Consider the following 18,707-nt stretch of genomic DNA (forward strand, 5'->3'; position numbering starts at 1 on the left):
GGTTGAACCAAGCTAGAGCGCGGGTGCGATCCGGTCCGCAAGCTGCCGGAACCGCGCCAGCTGATCTGCCCGCAGCGCCCTGGTCTCGTCGCGGCCGACGAAGACCTTGAACATGATGCCGCCGTCGGCGTTCACGAAGGCGACGAAGGCCGACACCTTGCCCATGAAGGGCCGCTCGACGAAGGCAATTCCCGCGCAGCGCTCGTGGCGAAGATGGCCGTGCAGGCCCTGCGGCTGCATCAGGTTGAAATAGCCGCGGCCGATCTCGCCCGCGGGAATCGGGCCGGTGAACTCGAAGACTGCATCATCGGTGTGGACGATCAGGGTGACCTCGCCCCATCCCGAAATGTCCTGCATGGCAGCGGCGAACTGCTCGCCGCCTCCCATGCGCACCATGGACGTCGGCAGAGCCTCGATCACCGCGCGCGGGGTGACCTTGCGCTCGCGCGCGACGTCCTCGATCACCGCGCCGGGATTTTCGGCCATGTACGCCTTGAGATCGGCGAGATCGGTGCTCAGCATGTCCGACTTCCTTTCGTCATCGGCCGCGACCTAAGCCGCCGCGCTGGCCTTGCGCTCGGTCATGATGACCTCGAAGCCTTCGAACTTGGGATGGCCGAGATAGAGACTCTCGCCGGTCTTGTTGTCGGCGCGCGCATGAGCGCGGCGGAATTCCTCCGAGCGCGTCCAGGCCTCGAACGCCGCCTTGTCGGCCCACACGGTATGCGAGGAATACAGCGTGTGGTCCTCGGCGACCGGTCCCTTGAGCAGATGGAATTCGACGAAGCCCGCCATGCTGCCGAGATAGGACTCACGGGTCCGCCAGACGGTTTCGAACGCGGCTTCCGAGCCGGGCTTCACCTGGAAACGATTCATGGCGATGAACATTCGACTTTTCTCCTGTGACTTGTAGATCGGCAATTGCCGATCGGATTTCAGAACGGACCGAAAGCCACGCTGACGCATCAGCGTGGCTTTCGAGATCAGCTGGGCATCCCCCGCGGAGAACCTCCGGTGTCTCCCTCAGGTGCCGCCAAAGTGGTATTTGAGGCCTCCCTTGATCACGAGCCCGGCACCGGCGCTCGCCCACTTCACGTCGTTTTGCGTGTCGCCCGCGCTACCGACCGGAATGGCGTACGGCCGATAGTAGCGATTGAAGAGGTTCTCGACGGAGAAGTTGAGCGCGAGATCGGGCGTCGGGTGATACTGCGCGTAGAGATTGACGAGATCGTACGACGTCGCCGGCGTGTAGGTCCTGGGGATGTCGTAGTTGGCGATTGCCGACGTCCACATCATCGAAAGGATGAGGGTGCGGTCGAGCAGACGCACGCCGGCCGTCGTCGTGATCTTCTGCGGCGGAATGCTGTAGAGGCCGAAGCCGGTCTGGAGATTCTTTCCGCTCTGATAGGTCCCGGAAAGGCCGAAGAACCACAGGTTCGCGTCATACATCGCCTCGGCCTCGACGCCCTGAATGAGCGCGGACGCCACGTTCTGATACTGCAGGAACGGGAGCACCGTGATCGACGGTGCCGGCGGCGGCCCGGTCGGGACCACGAGCGGGTTTCCGTAAGCGACCTGATCGATGAAGTCGGTGATGTCGTTGCGGAACACGTTGATCTTGCCGCGCAGCGTGTCGCCCGCCGTGAACAGATCGTTCTTCTTGATGTTGAAGCCGATCTCCTTGTTCTTGCCGACCTCGGGCCGCAGGTTTGGATTGGGCACGAAGCAGAAGGTCGAATCCGCGCCCGGTCCCGGCGTGCCCGACGGACAGCGGAAGAACGAGTCGTTGACCGTCGCGCCGGCATGTGGTCCGCTCACCAGCGTCTCCGTGATCGAGGGCGCCCGATAGCCTTCCGCGTAGCTGGCATAGGGGGTCACGACCGCGGTCGGAACGAGAGCAACGGTGATCTTCGGCGAGAGACGATCGCCGCCCGACGACGACGACGCCGAGGAAAGCCGATAATTGTCGTAACGGAGCGCGCCGACCACCTCGAGCATCGAGGTGTAGTTCGCCCTCCACTGCACGAAGCCGCCAGACACCGTGCGCTGGCCGCCGGGCGTCGTCACTTCGGCGGTACCCGTCCTGTCCTGCGTAGATACCTTGTCCTGGAACGCGTCCAGGCCGTATGTCACCGCGTGACGCCAGTTTCCAGTGTCGAACCGCGTCGTGTTGTGCACGTCGATACCGATCGTATCGAGCAGATATCCGCGGTTGCTCCCGATGCATCCCGAGACGGCGTTGCCGGGCACGCCGCCGCAAAAAACCGACGGCGTCGTGGTGGTGTGTCTCGTCTTGATCTGATCGTTCTCGGTGCGATTCCAGTAGATCTTCGCATCCCAGTCGAACCACTGATCATCCGGCTGCGAGTATTTCCAGCCGAGCGTCGTGGTGTAATTCTTCACGTTGGAGGCGTAGATCGACGTGCCGTTCAGATTGTTCGTGCCGTTCGCATTGGTCGAATTGGGATCGCCCGCCCGTCGCGGCGGCTGGCCCAGGCTGTAGATGTCTTGCTGGAAGATGGCGCCGAGCTTGACCTCGTGGCCGTCCGCCGGACGCACCGTCAGCTTGGCGATGCCGCTGCTGAGCCGATTGCCGGTATTGGCGACCTCGAAGCCGGTGCCGTCCTTGTAGCTCTCCTGCGTCGAATAGGTGCCGCCTGCGAACACGTCGACATTCGGATTGACGTGCACGCCGCCGAAGGCCGAGCCGAGCGCGCGACCATAATTGCTGCCAAGGATGGTCTTGACGTCGACGCCCCAGCGCTCGCCCACACGGACGACATCCTCGATGTCCTTGGTGCGGAACGAGGCCACGCCGCCGATCGCGCCTGAGCCGTAGATGTTCGCGGTCGGGCCGCGCACGATGTCGATGCCGCTGATCAGCTCCGGGTTGAGGAAGAAGGAGCCGTTGGCGAAGTGGCCCGTGCGCTGATAGTTCTGCCGCGCGCCATCGACGACGACGGCGACGCGGCCGAAATCCTGCAGGCCGCGAATGTTGATCGAGGTCGACGGCTCGTCGCCGCGGTTCTGAACCCACACGCCGGGCACATTGTAGATGAGATCGCCGACGGTGCTGGCCTGCCGTGCTTCGATCTGCTGCGATGTCACGACGCTGACCGGAGCCAATGCATCGACGGCACGTTCCTCGGTCTTCGTCGCCGCGACCGTGATGGTGTCGAGCGTTTGCACGGGCGCGGCGCAGAACACCTGGGAGCGGGAGTTCCTCCCCCCCGGTGTTTTCTTTTTTTCAACCTTCTGAGGGGCTTTTTTTTGTTTTGTCTTTTTGTTTTCTTTTCTTTTTTTTTTTTTGCCTTGTCTTTGTGTTTTTTCCCCCCCCCCCCCCCCCCCCCCGCCGCCCGCTTGAGCGCGGGCGTTCATCACCTCGGGCGTTGCCTGCTGCGCAACTTGCGGCGGCGCTTGCTTGCGCTTGGTCTGCTTCGCTCTTTCCGACGACGCCCTTTCCGACGACGCGTTTTCACTCTGCGGCGCGGTCTGCGCGAGACTGCCCTCCGCCGTCAACGCCGCAATTGAAACCACCGACGCGCCCAAAATCAGGGCGCGCGAATACCTAGCCCCGTCAGCCATATCAGCCCCAGCCTGCACTTCACTTTAGTTTTTGATGTCGTCTGGCTGGCGCGCGCTCGCAACGCGAGCGACTGGCTGGCTAAATTGTCTCAAGAGGCGGGGGGTTCCCCGCTGTCAGAAATGGTTACGTGGCAACACTCTGACGGTCAATGACATTGGGTTACAGTTTATATCGATTGTAAACTGCGACGGTTGGAATGCGCTTGGCGCCGCCTATACAACGGGCGGTACTCCAGGTTCCGAAAGCGCACCACCGACTATGTCAGCAACATCAGGAGACAGCAGCGGCAGCGCGGCAGGGCCGGCACAAAGCCCTTCTGCAGCGACGCGAACTCTCACCATGCGCGGGAGCCGGATCGACAGCCGCGAGCTGTTTGCCGCCGAGCGCGAGATCATCATTGCGCATGGCGAGGACAGTTATCGTCTCCGCCTGACCTCGCAGAACAAGCTGATCCTGACGAAGTAACTGCAATGACATTTTGCCGCACCATCGCCAGTCTCCTGCTCGCTGGCGGACTCTCGTTCGCGTCTGCTGCGCACGCCGCGGGCATCATTGTGCATGACGCGCGCAATCGCGACGTCACTGTTACGGATTTTGCCCGCACGGTATCGATCGGCGGCGCCATCACCGAGATCCTCTATGCGCTGGGATTGGAAAGCCGGCTGGTCGGCGTCGACACGACGAGCCTCTATCCGGCGGCAGCGCTGCACGACAAGCCCAACGTCGGCTATATGCGTCAGATCTCGGCCGAGGGCGTGCTCGGTCTCAACCCGACGCTGATCCTGGCGATCCAGGGCTCGGGCCCGCGCGAGACCATGGACATCCTGGAGACGGCAAAGGTGCCGCTGGTGCTGGTGCCCGAGACCTTTTCCGAGGACGGCCTGATCGAGAAGATCAAGCTGGTCGGCCACGCCATGGGCGTCGATGCGCGTGCCGAGTGTCTCAGCGCCGCGGTCGGCGCCGATCTTGCACAACTCCGTGTCCTGCGCGCCAAGGTGACGAAGCCGGTGCGGGTGATGTTCGTGATGTCGCTCCAGAACGGGCGGGCGATGGTGGCAGGCCACAAGACTGCGGCGGATGAAATCATCCAGCTCGCGGGCGCGGCCAACGCGGTCGACGATTACGACGGCTACAAGGTCATCAGCGACGAGGCGATCGTGGCCGCAAAGCCCGATGTCGTGCTGTCGATCGAGCGCGGCAAGGATTCGCTGCAGGCCGATGCAGTCTACACGCACCCCGGCTTTGCGCTGACGCCGGTCGCGGCCAACAAGAGCTTCATCGCCATGGATGGGCTTTATCTGCTCGGTTTCGGGCCGCGCACCGCGGCGGCGGCGCGCGATCTCTCGGTCAAGCTCTATCCGGCCTTGGCCGAGGGCGGCGCGTTCACGTCGGCGCTGTCGACGGCGAATTGCCGGCAATGAGCGTGGCCGTCGGGATCGAAGCACGAAGCCCACGGCGCAGCGCGGGACGGCGGGCCGCATCGTTCGCGATTCCCCTCCTGCTCGTGGGGCTTGTGGTCACTGCGATCGCCGCTCTGACGGTCGGCGCCGCCGGCATCCCGCTCTCCCGCCTGCCAGCCGCGCTGGGCTTGGCCGGCGAAAGCACGGCCATGACGGCCCGCGACCAGCTCGTGCTGTGGTCGATCCGCATCCCCCGGATCGCGGCGGCGGCGATGATCGGCGGCCTGCTTGCCGCGGCCGGCGCGATCATGCAGGGGCTGTTTCGCAACCCGCTCGCCGATCCCGCCCTGGTCGGCGTCTCCAGCGGCGGCGCGCTCGCAGCCGCGAGCGCGATCGTCTTCACCGATTCCCGCTTCGGCGAGGCGCTGCGCTTTCTCCAGACCGAGCTGTTGCCGCTCGCAGCCTTCGCGGGCTCGCTGGCGACCACCACAATCCTCTACGCCATCTCCAGCCGCTCGGGACGCACCTCGATCGCGATCTTCCTGCTTGCCGGCGTCGCCATCACCGCGATCGCCAATGCGGGCATCGGCCTCCTGGTATTCATCGCCGACGACCGCCAGCTGCGCGACATCACGTTCTGGATGCTGGGCTCGATGAGCGGGGTGACCTGGACCAAGGCCGCCGTGCTCGCGCCGGTGCTCATTGCCGGACTCGCAGGCTGCGTCTTCATCGCGCGCGGCCTCGACCTGCTGGTGCTCGGCGAGGCCGACGCCTTTCACGGCGGCGTCGACGTCGAGCGCCTGAAGCGGATCTCGATCGTGATGGTCTCGGCCATGACCGGTGTCGCGGTGTCGATCAGCGGCGTGATCGGCTTCGTCGGCATCGTCGTGCCGCATCTGCTCCGTCTCGTGATCGGCCCGTCGCATCGCCTGCTGCTGCCGGCCTCGGTGCTATCAGGCGCGATCCTGATGGTCGGCGCCGACACGCTGGCGCGCACCATCGTGGCGCCGGCGGAGATGCCGATCGGCATCCTGACGGCGGCCGTCGGCGCACCCGTCTTTCTCTTCATCCTGCTGCGGCAGCGCGGGCTCGCCGCGCCATGACCGCGGTGCTCGAAGCGCGACACCTAGGCAAGCGCGCCGGCCGCGCGATATTGCTCGACGGCGTCGGCCTGACGGTTGCGGCCGGCGAGGTGGTTGCCATCATCGGCCCGAACGGCGCCGGCAAGTCGACGCTGCTGCGGCTGCTCTCCGGCGATCTCCGCCCGAGCGCCGGCGAGGTACGGCTCAAGCAGCGCGACATCGGCAGCTTCGCGCCGCGCGAGCTCGCCGCGCGCCGTGCGATGCTGTCCCAGCACATCAACGTCACCTTCCCCTTCACCGTCGAGGAGATCGTGCTGATGGGCGCGGGCGAGCGCAGCTTGCGCGAGGCCGGCTCGCTCGTCGACGCCGCGCTGGATGAGGTGGGCCTGTCGCATTTCCGCGAGCGACAATTGCCGACGCTGTCGGGCGGCGAGCAGCAGCGCGCCCATTTCGCCCGCGTGCTGGTGCAGCTCGCCTGCGGCGAGGCCGAGCACGGCCCTGGACTTTTGCTGCTGGACGAGCCGACCTCGAGCCTCGATCTGCGTCACCAGATCGACCTCGTCGAAGCCGCCCGCCGCCGCGCGGCTGCCGGCACCGCAGTGATCGCGATCCTGCACGATCTCAACCTCGCGATCCGCTTCGCCGACCGGCTGGTCGTGCTGGCCGGCGGAAGGCTCGCCGCGGACGGCCCGCGCGCCGATGTCGTCACGCGGAAGCGGATCCGGGATATTTTCGAGATCGACGCGGTCGTGCATCAGGCCGACGGCGTGCCGTATGTGCTGCCGCAGTCGATGCGGGCGGCTGTGCCGCCACGGTGAAGGTGGGCTCCCTCCCCCGCTTGCGGGGGAGGGTTGGGGAGAGGGTGTCTCCACAACGGGACAATCCCCTGGAGGTGAGAGCCCTCACCCCAGCCCTCTCCCGCAAGCGGGAGAGGGGGAGCACCTCCTCTTGTAGCGCGAACGGGGCTACCCCGCCGGGACGATCACCATGCTCTTGTCCTTCGGCCAGCGGATCCGCCAGGCGAAGTTGATGTCGCGGGCCTCGCCAGGCTTGGCGTCGAAGGACCATTCGAGCACGCCACGCTTGTCGCGGATGTTGTTTGCGGTCGGCTGGGTGCTCGAGGGCAGCATCTCGACGACGATGTCCTCGTTCTCGCTGACCGGCAGCTGATCCTCGATCGCGACACGAATCGGGAAATCGTGCCCATTGCGGATCGTGGTCTTGAACGCGCGCTCGTCGGTCTTCGACGTCGTCACGAGCAGGCCTGCCGAGCCTTCGTTGCGCTTGAGGACCGCGCGTTTGATTCTAACCTTGTCGTCGGCGCCGAAGCCGAGCCGCACGATGTCGTCCTTGGCGGACGCGGTGATCTTGCCGCGACCGACGAAGGTGCCGTCGCGGTAGATCGCAACCTTGCCCGGCAGCAGCGTCGTATCGTCGGTCTGCTTGAAGCTGGCCTCCAGGAACGCGGTCGGATCCAGCACCGGCGCGGCGCGCACCGCGAGGTCGGCGGGCACGTTGACCGAGGCGATACGCAGGCTCTTGGCGCCGTCGGCAGCGCCGAGGCTGACGCGGCCGGGAATTTTGAAGGTGGCCTGGAAGTCGCCGATCTCGGCAACTGCCTGCTGCTCGTCGGCGCGCTCGGTCGCCTCTGCAACCTTGGACATTGGCTCGAATTGCGCCGAACGCTGCCGGGCGGCTGGCGCGGGCCGCGCCAGGTCCGAGCCGCTGCCGAGCGCGAGCGGCTTCGGCACCTGCGGATATTGGGCAAGCAGCGAGCCCAGCTCCGGGGCACTGCCGCCGCGGCTGATGCGCACGGTGGAGACGCCCAGCGTCACGTTCGACCAGTCCTCGCCGGTGGATTGCGTCACCTCGGCGCGACGAACCAGTTCGAGCTGCGGCTTGCGATCCTTGGCGCCGGTATCGAGCCGGGCGTCGTAGAGCGGCACCCAGCGCGCGTTGCGCACGGCATAAGTCACGCGCAGCGTCGCCTTGGTCGCGGCGGCCGAGGCGACGTCGATCCGTACTTCCAGCTTGCTCGGCGGCTTGGCCGAGCGCTCGGCTTCCAGTTGCGCGATCTGGCGGTCGATCTCGCGCTGCTTTCGGGTGGCGTCACGGATGGCGGTGTCCGCAGTCGCGATCTCCTCCCCGACCGCCGCAAAGGCTGCACGCCACTCGGTGATCGGCCTCGCCTCGCCCTTGTCGCCAAGACCAGTAGGAGAGGTTTCGGCGAAGTGCTGCGCGAACTTGCGCCGCTCTGCGGCCGAGTCGATCGCACCCTGCAGGTCGGCCCGTTGATCCCTCAGCGCTTCGATGCGCTTGTCGAGGTCGGGCAGATTGACCGGCTGCGCGGCCTTCGGCGGGCGTGCATCGATCGTGCCGATGGTGAGCTTGGCGCCCGCTTCGCCTTCGACGCGGAGGGACGACGGATCGAGCGAGAGCGGAAAATCCTTGGCCACCAATGTCGAATCGCCGGCGGCGAGATCCAGCGAAATGATGCGGGTGACGGTGGCGCCGTCGGGATAGACGGTGACCGTGTCGATCGTCGAATTGGCGTCCACATTGGCCGCCCATGACGGCGATGCTAGCGCCGTGGTCACCAGGACCAGGCCCGTTGTCGCCAAATATCTTGCGGTGATGCGCATGAAGTCCCTCCTGCCGGTATCGCCGCGCCGCCAGCCGGACGCGCGCGATGAGATGCCTCGCCATCGTGGTTGGACGCGGCAGGGAAGGAACCGGTTCGATTGAGACTTCCGTGGGGCGCCGCCGCGGCGGCACCATGTCTGAAGGCCCGGTGGTCCGGGCGGCTTCAGGCCTGGGGCGGCGAGGCGTGGCCGAAAATGCGCCGGAGCAGATCGGTCACGTTCTTGGCGCCGGCCTTCTTCAGGACGCTGGCGCGGTAACCTTCGACCGTCCGCGCGCTCAGGTGCATCCGCCGGGCGATCTCCTTGTTGGTGAGGCCGGCGGCAAGATGCTCGAGCACGTCGCCCTCGCGGGCGGTCAGAGGCTCACAGCCCGGCAGCCAGCGTTGCCGAATCGCACCGGGTTGCGCGAATTCATCGATGGCGGCATCAATCCGGCCGACGATGTCGTGGGTTCGGAACGGCTTTTCGATGAAGTCGGTCGCGCCGCTCTTGATGGCGTCGACCGCCATGGCGATGCTGCCGTTCGCCGACGTCACCAGCACCGGCGCCATGCAATTCTCCTCACGCAGCCGCCTGAGCACCTCGAGAGCGGAGCGATCCGGCGGCATCTCCAGCAGCACACAGGCCGGCATCCGCGTCTTCGCCTCCGAAAGCAGGGACGCCCCGTCTGCGAAGCAGATCACGTCATAGGCACTCTGTTCGAGTGCGGCGGAAAGTTGTTCGCGGGAGGCGGCGTCAGTGTCGATGACGAATACCTCGCCCTTGGAAAGCGTGTTCCCCGGCATAGTCCCGATCCAGCAATGTCTTGGTCAAATGGCCCGCGACGGCCGGGGGGCCCCGTCGCGCCCCGCCGTCATGAGCACGGCATTCACGCCAGTGCTTCGGTTTTCCTTATGTATGCGCCACCGGGTTCCCGGATTTGACGGATCGAGACAGAAACTTTACATTTCGGGACATCTGCGGGAATGCCTGGCGGGAACGGTTTGCATGACCGACCTCATTCGCAGCGCAGGCTTGAGCTATTACCCCGAGGTCGCCCGGTCGGTCGGGCTCGACCCCAGCCAGATGATGCGCAAGGTCAGGCTGCCGCTGGCCTGCCTTGATCAGCCGGACATCCCGATCGCCGTCACCGGCCTGCGCCGCCTGCTCGAACTCTCGGCAAAGGCCTCCGGCGCCGAGGATTTCGGCCTTCGTCTCGCGGAGCGCGGCGGCCTCACCAATTTCGGCGCGGTCGGCCTGATCGTGCGCGAACAGGCGACCGTCGGCGAAGCGATCGAGGCGTTTTCACGCTTCATCCATGTCCATCATGACGGCATGCGGCTCGACGTCACGCGTGACGAGCGGACCGTGACCATCACGCTGCATTTGCGCGGCCGGCAGCCGCGCGCGCCGCGGCAGTCGATCGACATGGCGCTCGGCAGCGTTCACCGCATCATCCAGTCGCTGTTCGGCAGCGATTGGCGGCCGCTGGAGGTGCATCTGCACTACCCGCCGCCGCTCGACCGCAAGCGCTACCGCGACTTCTTCGGCTGCCGGGTGAGATTCAATGCGGACGACGATGCGATCCTCTTGTCCGCGCACGACATGGAGCGCCGGATCCCAAGCGCACATCCCTTGATTGCGCATTACTTACGCAAGCGGATCGAGGCGATCGAAAGCAGGCCGGCAAGCTGGGAGGCAAAGGTCGACGAGGTGGTGCGGACCCTGCTCGCCAGCGGCGATTGCACGGTCGAGCGCGTCGCCGAGCATCTGGCCTGCACCCGCCGCACCATCCACCGCCGCCTCGCCGCTTCGGGCACCAGCTTCTCGGCCATCCTGGACGCGCAACGTAGCGATCTCGTGGTCCAGCTGATCGAGGATCCCGCCCGGCCGCTGGCCGACATCGCGGTGCAGCTCGGCTTCTCCGCACAGAGCGCCATGGCGCGCTGGTTTCGCGGCCGTTTCGGCTGCACTATCACCGATTGGCGCAAGGGCGTGCGGCCTCCCGCAGCGCCGCCCTCGGCGAGTGCCGCCTGACCTCAGCGTGCCGGAGCGGGCACGCCCATCGTGGCGAGCGCCCGCCGCCGGCTGCCGGCGAGCAGCGGACCAAACGCGACGGCAAATCCGAGGAAGGCGAGAATCCAGCCGCAGACAGCGATGTGCAGCAGCACGTCGCCATAGGCGGGCAACACGACGGCACCGACCCGGGCCAGAGCCGCCATGATGGTTGCAGCATAGATTCCCTGGATCGCCGGCGAAGCCGTCAGCGCCTGTCCGGTATGGCCGAGGCTGGCGCGCGTCATCACCGCGAGCGTCATCGTTCCCGCCGCACCCGCCATCCAGGCGTGGATGCCGGCGCTCGGCGGCAGCTCGCCGAAGGCGGCCACGGCGTTCAGGATGAAACCGAGCGGCACGAAGACATAACCGACGTGCAGGATCAGCAGCAGCCGCTCGCGCGTGGTGCGATCGCCGGCCCAGCGTGCAAGTCGAACCAGATGCAGCATGCCAACCACCGCCATTGCGACGCCAGTGATCATGTTCAGCGGCGCCACAATCCACGCGATCAGCGCCAGCGCGCTCAAGCCGATCACCGCGCCGTCAAATCGTCCGAACGGCACCGGCAGGCGGCCGGGATTGAACTTGACCAGCCAGTTGCGGGTGAAGCTCGGAATGATGCGGCCGCCAATCAGGCCGATCAGCAGGATGACCACGCCGATGCCGATGCGGATGCTGATTTCGGCCGCGCCTTCGTGGGCCTCGACATGGAAGGCGACGTTGCCGGCGAGCAGAACCAGCACCAGCCCCACCACCGGCAGGTTGCGCCAGTTGCCGCCTGCGATGATCTCGCGCGTCGCGGCAGCAACGACCAATGCCAGGAACGCGGCATCGACGACCAGTGCAAATGCCCAGCCGGTATTCGCCGACACCGTCACTACGACGCGCCCGGCAAGCCAGACCGTCACCAAGGCCGCGAGCGGCGCGCCCTGGATCGGCAGGCGCCCCGTCCAGTTCGGGATGGCGGTGAACAGGAAGCCGGTGATGACGGCCGGGGGGAAACCATAGAGCATCTCATGGATGTGCCAGTCGCGCGGCGCGAACGCGGAGCTCACCGACAATTCGCCGTAGAACACCGGCAGCCAGGCCAGGATCGACAGCGCCGCCTGGATTGCGGCAAGCAGGAAAAAGGGGCGAAAGCTGTTCGCAAACAGCGGCCAGCCCGCAAAGTTGCGGGATCGGGCGCCAGCCATGGGGTCGACTCCAATCAATTCAGATCGTTACTCAGATCGTTACTTGGAAAAATACTGCCGCCGGGCCGCCTCGTTTTGCGCTAACGCAAACTCGTTGACGATTGCAGGTGCCATCACACTCCCTGATGCCAGGGAGGCAGAATGGCCAAGGTCGACCCATCGCTGGTTGCGCATCTGCCGCTGTTTGCGGGGATGACGCCGGAAGCTCTCGACGAGATCCTGCGTGAGGCCCGCTCGGCGCGCTATCCCAGGAACAGTGCGATCTTCGAGCAGGGGGCCGACGCGCAGTCCTTCTTCCTGCTGCTGCACGGCCATGTCCGCGCGGCCAAGACCACGCCGGCCGGCGAGCAGATCGTGGTGCGCTATGTCGCGCCCGGCGAGACGTTCGGGCTCGCGATGGCGATCGGAGCCGCGCGTTATCCGGCGACGGCGATGGCGGTCGACGACAGCGTCGTGCTGATCTGGCCGAATTCGGCCTGGCCGCGGCTGGTCGAGCGGTTTCAGGCGCTTGCCGCCAACACGCTCCAGACCGTCGGCACGCGGCTGCAGGAAAGCCACACCCGTATCCTGGAAATGTCGACCCAGCAGGTCGAGCAACGCATCGCGCACGCGCTGCTGCGCCTTGCCAAGCAGTCCGGCAAGAAGCGCGACCACGGCATCGAGATCGACTTCCCGATCAGCCGCCAGGACATCGCGCAGATGACGGGCACCACGCTGCACACCGTCAGCCGCATCCTGAGCGGCTGGGAGAGCCAGGGCCTGGTCGAGAGCGGCCGCCAGCGCATCATCCTGCGCGAGCCGCACAAGATCGTGGTGCTGGCGGAGCGCAGCGCCGACAGCGGCGCGCCGTGAGAGGCGAAGCATCTCTCCTCAGGATAGGGTGAGGGGCGCTTGCACTTACGACGCAAGCGCGCCCTCATCCGGGAATCCGCGCACACCTGCGCGCTTCCTGACCGTTTCACGCCGGCACGCACTCGCTCAATGCGGCGAGAAATTTGTCTCGGTCGATGCCATGCTCGCGGCAGGCGTCATCGACCGTGTGGAAAGTCGCGATCGGACAGCCGACACAAGCCATCCTGAAGGCGAGAAACACACGGATCGTGTGCGGCGCCGAATGCATGATGTCATCGACCAGATCGTCGGACCGGAAGGGCATGGACAGCTCCATTCCGATCGACGATAGCGGCGCGGGCGGCGGTTTCTTTGTGGAAGCGCAAGCTGCCTTGTCATTCCGGGGCGCTCCGCTCGGCGCGAGCCCGGAATCCATTCTTCCACGTCACCCGCCGCCTGATGGATTCCGGGCTCGCGCTTCGCGCGCCCCGGAATGACCAGCTAGACCGCCCGACTGTGCAACTGCTTGCCCGGATCCAGATGCGCGTCGAACGCGGCGGCGACGCTGCGGACCAGGAAACGCGAATCTCCGGCGACGGCGAGACGCTCGCCGTCCAGCCTCACGACGCCGTCGGAGATCAGCGGCTTCAGACGAGAAGCCGATCTCAGCATGGCGCCGGCTTCCGCGCCGTGGCGCGCGCAGATGTCGCCGAGATCGGCACCGAACTCGCACATGATGCGTTCGATGATGTCGGCGCGCAGCCGGTCGTCGTCGGTGAGGCCATAGCCCTTCGCGGTGGCGAGGCGGCCGGCAGCGACGCTCTGCGCATAGGCGCCGATCTGCACCTCGTTCTGGACATAGCCCTGCGGCAGGTGCCCGATCGCGCTGGCGCCGAAGCCGAGCAGGACTTCGCTGCGATCGGTGGTGTAGCCCTGAAAGTTGCGCCGCAGCGTGCCCTGCTCGAACGCCACGGCCATGGCATCGTCGGGCCGCGCGAAATGATCGAGCCCGATCTGCACGTAACCGGCTTCCTTCAGCGCATTGGCGATGGCGCAGGCCTGGTCGTGGCGCGCAAGGCCGTCGGGCAACACGCCTTCGTTGATCATGCGCTGGTGCTTCTTGAAGGCCGGTACGTGAGCATAGCCGAACACCGAGAAGCGGCTGGGCGCGAGCGTGAGACTGCGCCGCACCGTCTCCAGGCACGAGGCCATTGTCTGGTGCGGCAGCCCGTAGATCAGGTCGAAGTTGATGCCCTCGATCCCGGCGCCGCGGAGCATCTCGACCATGGACGCCGTCTGCGCGAAGCTCTGCACGCGGTTGATCGCCCGCTGCACCACGGGATCGAAGCTCTGCACCCCGAGGCTCGTACGGTTGACGCCGGAGAGCCGCATCGCCTCGACCATGTCCGCGGTCAATGTGCGGGGGTCGATCTCGACCGCGATTTCGGCCGAAGGCAGCACGAAGAATTCCTGGCGCATCGTCGCCATCAATTCGGCAAAGGCATCCGGCGCCAAGATCGTCGGCGTACCGCCGCCGAAATGGATGTGCTCGACCTTGATGCGGTGGCCGATGGCTTCGGCGGTCAGCCCGATCTCGCTGCGCAGCGTCCGCTGGTAGCCGGCAATGAGCTCGTCGCGGCGGACGATCTGGGTATGGCAGCCGCAGTACCAGCACATCTCACGGCAGAACGGCACGTGCAGATAGAGCGAGGCGCTGGCAGCCACCGGCAGCTCCGCCAGCCAGCGGGCATAGGCGTCCGGACCGATCGCAGGCGTGAAATGCGGTGCGGTCGGATAGCTGGTATAGCGTGGCAGGCGTTCCTCGCCGTAGATCGCCGCAAGATCAGCCCTCATAAGTTACCCATTCGTAAATGCCCGCCGCGCGCGAGACATCGCGGCAAATCACGGAATGAATTCAAATAACCCGGATCTGCGGACGCGACTTTGCGCTCGCGCAAAGCGGGGGCGCCGGTTCGCGGCCATGGTGAGGAAAGTCCCGGCCATCCGGAGCGTTCGCCATGAGGCTTTTCGCACTCGAACTCATACTCTCCCTGCTCGACGTCCGCGGCCATATCCCGCGTTTCGACGACTCCCGGCCGGCCCCGGCCGCGCCTGCCTCCGCCGGCGCGCTGCGTGCCCTGGCTGCCGCGATCGCCGTCTTCGCCGCGCTGTCGCTGGCGATCTGGGGATTGGTCTGGCTCGCCGTGAACCTGCTCTGACCGGCCGTTCGCCAAGGCCTCCGTCGCGATCTCGCCCACGCGCGCATGAGCCGGGGCGAGATCGCATCCAACTTGAACATGCAAACGAATCGCCGCTGACGTCGATGCGGATGCGATGACGCTCGGCCTGGATCGGCATCGTCCCTGCGAACGCGGTCAGCCGGGATCGCCGATCCTCTTTCGAGAACCCAAGTCCTGAACCCAAGTCCCTGAACCCAAGTCCTGTTGCGGAGGTGAATCCGGCGGAAGCTTGTCGCAGCACAAACACGCTTGCCGTAACAGGCGCACACTGCATCCGTCATCAAAACCTTTTCACATGAAGGATGCTTCCGATGTTCACCCGCAGAGCCGCATTGATCAGCGCCGCCGCGACCGCCCTGATGTTGGCGACCCCGGCCTTCGGCGCCGGCGATCTCAAGCTGCCGCGTCAAAAGGTGGAGCTGGTCGCTCCGCCCTTCGTGCACGCGCACGAGCAGGCCACGACGCAGGGCCCCAAGATCGTCGAGTTCAGGATGACGGTCGAGGAGAAGAAGGTCGTCATCGACGACAAGGGCACCACCTTCCAGGCGATGACGTTCAACGGCTCGATGCCGGGCCCGCTCATGGTCGTGCACGAGGGTGACTACGTCGAGCTGACGCTGGTCAATCCCGCGACCAACACCATGCCGCACAACATCGACTTCCATTCCGCGACCGGCGCGCTCGGCGGCGGCGAGCTCACGCTCATCAATCCAGGCGAGCAGGTCGTGCTGCGCTGGAAGGCGACCAAGACCGGCGTGTTCGTCTATCACTGCGCGCCGGGCGGCCCGATGATCCCCTGGCACGTCGTCTCCGGCATGAACGGCGCCGTGATGGTGCTGCCGCGCGAGGGGCTGAACGACGGCAAGGGCCGCGCGCTGAAATACGACAAGGTCTACTATATCGGCGAGCAGGACATGTACGTGCCGCGCGACGAGAAGGGCAATTTCAAGTCCTACGAATCGCCGGGCGAAGCCTTCACCGAGACCGAAGAGGTGATGAACAAGCTGATCCCGACCCATGTCGTGTTCAACGGCAAGGTCGGCGCGCTCACCGGCAAGAGCGCACTCACCGCGAAGGTCGGCGAGAACGTGCTGATCGTGCATTCGCAGGCCAATCGCGACAGCCGTCCGCATCTGATCGGCGGCCACGGCGACTATGTCTGGGAGACCGGCAAGTTCGGCAACGCGCCCGAGGTCGGGCTCGAGACCTGGTTCATCCGCGGCGGCTCGGCGGGAGCTGCGCTGTACAAGTTCCAGCAGCCCGGCATCTACGCCTATGTCACGCATAACCTGATCGAGGCGGCCAATCTCGGCGCCACGGCGCACTTCAAGGTCGAAGGCAAGTGGAATGACGATCTGATGATGCAAGTGAAGGCACCCGCCGAAATACCGCCTGCCAGCACCAACTAGACGCGATGAAAGGGGCCGGTCATCATCGGCCCCTTTTTTCCTTCTGCGGAGGAATGATCGTGCTGATCGCATTCAAGCTCAAACTGGCACTTGCCTGCGCGGCCGGGCTTGCGGGGCCGCTGGCCGTTGCGCCTCTGGTCTCGGAGGTGACGACGCGCCATGCCGTCGGCGAGCCGGCCTTGGTCGAGGTCGCCGCCGGCAGCTTCTCCTATCGCGAGGCCGGCGATTTCACCCGCGGCGGACGGCAGGCGGAAGCGCCGCTGCGCACCGTGCGGATGAACCGCCCGCTGCGCATCATGCGAAATCAGGTCGCCTCATCCGACTATCAGCTTTGCGTGCAGGATGGCGGCTGCCGCGCGCTCGACCGCGTCGTGGCAATCGCCCCCGATCGTCCCGCAGTGCAGGTGAGCTGGCACGACGCCGAGGCCTATGCGGGCTGGCTGTCGCGCAAGACCGGCCATCATTACCGCCTGCCGAGCGACGAGGAATGGGCCTTTGCCGCCGGCTCCAGATTCCGGGATGACGGGGTCCCGGTCGATGCAAGCGACCCTTCGAAGCGCTGGATCAGCCGCTACGAGCGCGAATCCGAGCGCGACCTCTCCGACACCACGGCCTATCGCTTCGGCAAGTTCGGCCCGACGAGCATGGCGTCGAAGATCTCGCCGGCAACGTCTGGGAGTGGACCGCGACGTGCTTCGTGCGCTCGCGTGTCGATGTTTCAGGCAATCCCGGCCGCGCGACCGTGAATTGCGGCGTGCGCGTCGCCGAGGGCGCGCACCGCGCCTATGTCACCGACTTCATCCGCGACGCCCGTGCCGGTGGCTGCGCCCAAGGCGTGCCGCCCGCCAATCTCGGCTTCCGCCTGGTGCGCGAGGAGACGTCGTGGCTAGCCAGCGTCTCGCAACGCCTGAGCAAGACGAGGCCGGCAGGATCATAGGGCGTCAATCGTTTTCCCATGACCTTCGCTCAAGCATTAGAATGAGTCTAAAAGATACATTGGAATTACTCTAAGCTCATGCGCTCGCGACATTGCGTCGCTGACTTTGGCCCCACGCCTGCGCTACTCAATCGGGCGTTCAATTTCGCGCCTGGGAGCAGCCCTTATGATCAATTTCCGCGTCCTCGCCGCGTCTGCGGCGGTGTTGAGCCTGACCACGTCTTTCGTGTCGGAGGCAGCCGCCAATGGCGAGGTCAACGTCTATACCTACCGCGAGACCAAGCTGATCCAGCCGCTGTTCGATGCGTTCACCAAGGACACGGGCATCAAGGTCAACGTCGTCTCCGCAAGCTCCGGTCTGGAGCAGCGCATGAAGGCGGAAGGAGCCAACAGTCCGGCCGACGTGCTGCTGACGGTGGACATCGGCCGCATCGACGAAGCCGTGCAGGCCGGCGTCACCCAGCCGATCAAGTCGGAGGCGGTCGACAAGGTCGTGCCGGCGCAGTATCGCGATCCGGACGGACACTGGGCCGGCATCTCGATGCGCGCGCGCGTGATCTATGCCTCGAAGGATCGTGTCAAGCAGGACAAGATCACCTATGAGGAGCTCGCCGATCCCAAGTGGAAGGGCAAGATCTGCATTCGCTCGGGCCAGCACATCTACAACAACGCGCTGTTCGCGGCCTATACGGCCAAGTACGGCGAGGCCAAGGCCGAGGAATGGCTGCGCGGCCTGAAGGCCAATCTCGCGCAGAAGCCGTCGGGCGGCGATCGCGAAGCCGCGCGTGACGTCGCCGCCGGCAAATGCGACATCGGCATCGGCAACACCTATTACTGGGCGCTGATGATGAACAACGATCCCGAGAAGAAGCCGTGGGCGGAGGCGACCCGCGTCATCCTGCCGACCTTCGAGGGCGGCGGCACCCACGTCAACCTCTCCGGCGTGCTGCTCGCCAAGAACGCGCCCAACAAGGCCAACGGTATCAAGCTGATCGAGTGGCTCGTCAGCGATCAGGCGCAGCAGATGTATGCCGACCAGAACTACGAATATCCGGTTCGCAGCGGTGTCGCCGTCAACGCGACCATCGCGGGCTACGGCAAGCTCGGCCCGGATCCGTTGCCGATCGCAAAGATCGCGGCCAACCGCAAGGCTGCGGCCTCGCTGGTGGACAAGGTCGGCTTTGACAACTGATCTCTGGCGGCCCACGTCCGTCGAATTGCTGGAAGCTACCAGCACACGGCCTCGCTCGAGGGGCCGTGTGCACGCCGGTCGCGGGGGGGGGGGGGGGGGAGGGGGCCCTATAGCCCGCGCCTCTATGTCCGCTCCCCGCCTCTTTTTTCTTGGTTTTTTTT

The 18,707-nt window shown here is 65.7% G+C and carries 17 protein-coding genes and 1 pseudogene; 10 read left to right on the top strand and 8 right to left on the bottom strand.

The features are described 5' to 3' along the window. Positions 1-12: 12 nt before the first annotated feature. The 3 genes from hutX to AC24YW_RS05980 all read right to left on the bottom strand — a co-directional run bounded on the left by hutX (position 13) and on the right by AC24YW_RS05980 (position 3,585). Positions 13-522, bottom strand: a complete 510-nt coding sequence (gene hutX, locus AC24YW_RS05970; RefSeq protein WP_487481880.1) for a heme utilization cystosolic carrier protein HutX — start codon at positions 520-522, stop codon at positions 13-15. 30 nt (positions 523-552) lie between these two features. Further along, positions 553-888, bottom strand: coding sequence for a heme-degrading protein HmuQ (hmuQ, locus tag AC24YW_RS05975; protein WP_487481881.1), 336 nt, complete (start codon positions 886-888; stop codon positions 553-555). A 135-nt stretch (positions 889-1,023) separates the two neighbouring features. After that, positions 1,024-3,585 carry a TonB-dependent hemoglobin/transferrin/lactoferrin family receptor gene (locus AC24YW_RS05980; RefSeq protein ID WP_487481882.1) on the bottom strand — a complete coding sequence of 854 codons (2,562 nt, stop codon included), beginning with the start codon at positions 3,583-3,585 and terminating at the stop codon, positions 1,024-1,026. Between the two features lie 259 nt (positions 3,586-3,844). Between AC24YW_RS05980 and AC24YW_RS05985 the strand changes: the two genes are divergently transcribed. The 4 genes from AC24YW_RS05985 to AC24YW_RS06000 are packed head-to-tail and all read left to right on the top strand — an operon-like array spanning position 3,845 to position 6,886. After that, positions 3,845-4,051, top strand: a complete 207-nt coding sequence (locus AC24YW_RS05985; protein ID WP_036022033.1) for a hemin uptake protein HemP — start codon at positions 3,845-3,847, stop codon at positions 4,049-4,051. A gap of 5 nt (positions 4,052-4,056) precedes the next feature. Further along, the gene (locus AC24YW_RS05990) at positions 4,057-5,007 is read left to right on the top strand and encodes a heme/hemin ABC transporter substrate-binding protein (RefSeq protein WP_487481883.1); all 951 of its coding nucleotides are present in this window, start codon (positions 4,057-4,059) and stop codon (positions 5,005-5,007) included. Continuing rightward, positions 5,004-6,089 (top strand): FecCD family ABC transporter permease, encoded by a 1,086-nt coding sequence (locus AC24YW_RS05995; protein WP_487481884.1) that lies wholly within the window; start codon positions 5,004-5,006, stop codon positions 6,087-6,089. Before AC24YW_RS05990 ends, AC24YW_RS05995 begins: the two co-directional genes overlap by 4 nt. Continuing rightward, a complete protein-coding gene (locus tag AC24YW_RS06000) occupies positions 6,086-6,886 on the top strand; it encodes a heme ABC transporter ATP-binding protein (RefSeq protein WP_487481885.1) in 801 nt (266 codons plus the stop codon). The genes AC24YW_RS05995 and AC24YW_RS06000 overlap by 4 nt, the downstream gene beginning before the upstream one ends. Before the next feature lie 147 nt (positions 6,887-7,033). On the opposite strand, the gene AC24YW_RS06005 is transcribed toward AC24YW_RS06000, so the two are convergent. Further along, positions 7,034-8,710 (bottom strand): mucoidy inhibitor MuiA family protein, encoded by a 1,677-nt coding sequence (locus AC24YW_RS06005; RefSeq protein WP_487481886.1) that lies wholly within the window; start codon positions 8,708-8,710, stop codon positions 7,034-7,036. A gap of 164 nt (positions 8,711-8,874) precedes the next feature. Continuing rightward, positions 8,875-9,495, bottom strand: a complete 621-nt coding sequence (locus AC24YW_RS06010) for a response regulator transcription factor (protein WP_487481887.1) — start codon at positions 9,493-9,495, stop codon at positions 8,875-8,877. Positions 9,496-9,697: 202 nt separating this feature from the next. Here AC24YW_RS06010 and AC24YW_RS06015 point away from each other — a divergent pair, with 202 nt between their 5' ends. Then, complete coding sequence (locus AC24YW_RS06015; protein WP_487481888.1) at positions 9,698-10,726, top strand: AraC family transcriptional regulator; 1,029 nt, start codon at positions 9,698-9,700, stop codon at positions 10,724-10,726. Positions 10,727-10,728: 2 nt separating this feature from the next. Here the strand turns inward: AC24YW_RS06015 and AC24YW_RS06020 are convergent, their stop codons facing one another. Next, positions 10,729-11,937 (bottom strand): NnrS family protein, encoded by a 1,209-nt coding sequence (locus AC24YW_RS06020; RefSeq protein WP_487481889.1) that lies wholly within the window; start codon positions 11,935-11,937, stop codon positions 10,729-10,731. A gap of 141 nt (positions 11,938-12,078) precedes the next feature. Between AC24YW_RS06020 and AC24YW_RS06025 the strand changes: the two genes are divergently transcribed. Then, positions 12,079-12,789 (top strand): Crp/Fnr family transcriptional regulator, encoded by a 711-nt coding sequence (locus tag AC24YW_RS06025; protein ID WP_487481890.1) that lies wholly within the window; start codon positions 12,079-12,081, stop codon positions 12,787-12,789. 106 nt (positions 12,790-12,895) lie between these two features. Here AC24YW_RS06025 and AC24YW_RS06030 read toward each other — a convergent pair whose 3' ends face one another. Both AC24YW_RS06030 and hemN read right to left on the bottom strand, forming a co-directional pair. Next, on the bottom strand, positions 12,896-13,093 hold the full coding sequence (locus tag AC24YW_RS06030; protein WP_275503426.1) for a DUF1858 domain-containing protein: 198 nt from the start codon (positions 13,091-13,093) through the stop codon (positions 12,896-12,898). A 176-nt stretch (positions 13,094-13,269) separates the two neighbouring features. Then, positions 13,270-14,622 carry an oxygen-independent coproporphyrinogen III oxidase gene (hemN, locus tag AC24YW_RS06035; RefSeq protein ID WP_487481891.1) on the bottom strand — a complete coding sequence of 451 codons (1,353 nt, stop codon included), beginning with the start codon at positions 14,620-14,622 and terminating at the stop codon, positions 13,270-13,272. A 164-nt stretch (positions 14,623-14,786) separates the two neighbouring features. On the opposite strand from hemN, the gene AC24YW_RS06040 reads away from it, so the two are divergent. The 4 genes and pseudogenes from AC24YW_RS06040 (at position 14,787) to AC24YW_RS06055 (ending at position 18,546) form a co-directional block, all read left to right on the top strand. Next, entirely contained in the window at positions 14,787-14,987 is a 201-nt protein-coding gene (locus tag AC24YW_RS06040; protein ID WP_487481892.1) for a hypothetical protein, read from the top strand. Positions 14,988-15,319: 332 nt separating this feature from the next. Further along, on the top strand, positions 15,320-16,417 hold the full coding sequence (nirK, locus tag AC24YW_RS06045) for a copper-containing nitrite reductase (protein ID WP_487481893.1): 1,098 nt from the start codon (positions 15,320-15,322) through the stop codon (positions 16,415-16,417). Between the two features lie 59 nt (positions 16,418-16,476). Next, positions 16,477-17,354, top strand: a pseudogene (locus AC24YW_RS06050) (SUMF1/EgtB/PvdO family nonheme iron enzyme). A gap of 166 nt (positions 17,355-17,520) precedes the next feature. Then, positions 17,521-18,546 carry a Fe(3+) ABC transporter substrate-binding protein gene (locus AC24YW_RS06055; RefSeq protein WP_487481894.1) on the top strand — a complete coding sequence of 342 codons (1,026 nt, stop codon included), beginning with the start codon at positions 17,521-17,523 and terminating at the stop codon, positions 18,544-18,546. Positions 18,547-18,707 lie beyond the last annotated feature (161 nt).

The sequence above is a fragment of the Bradyrhizobium sp. USDA3516 genome, assembly GCF_057651995.1.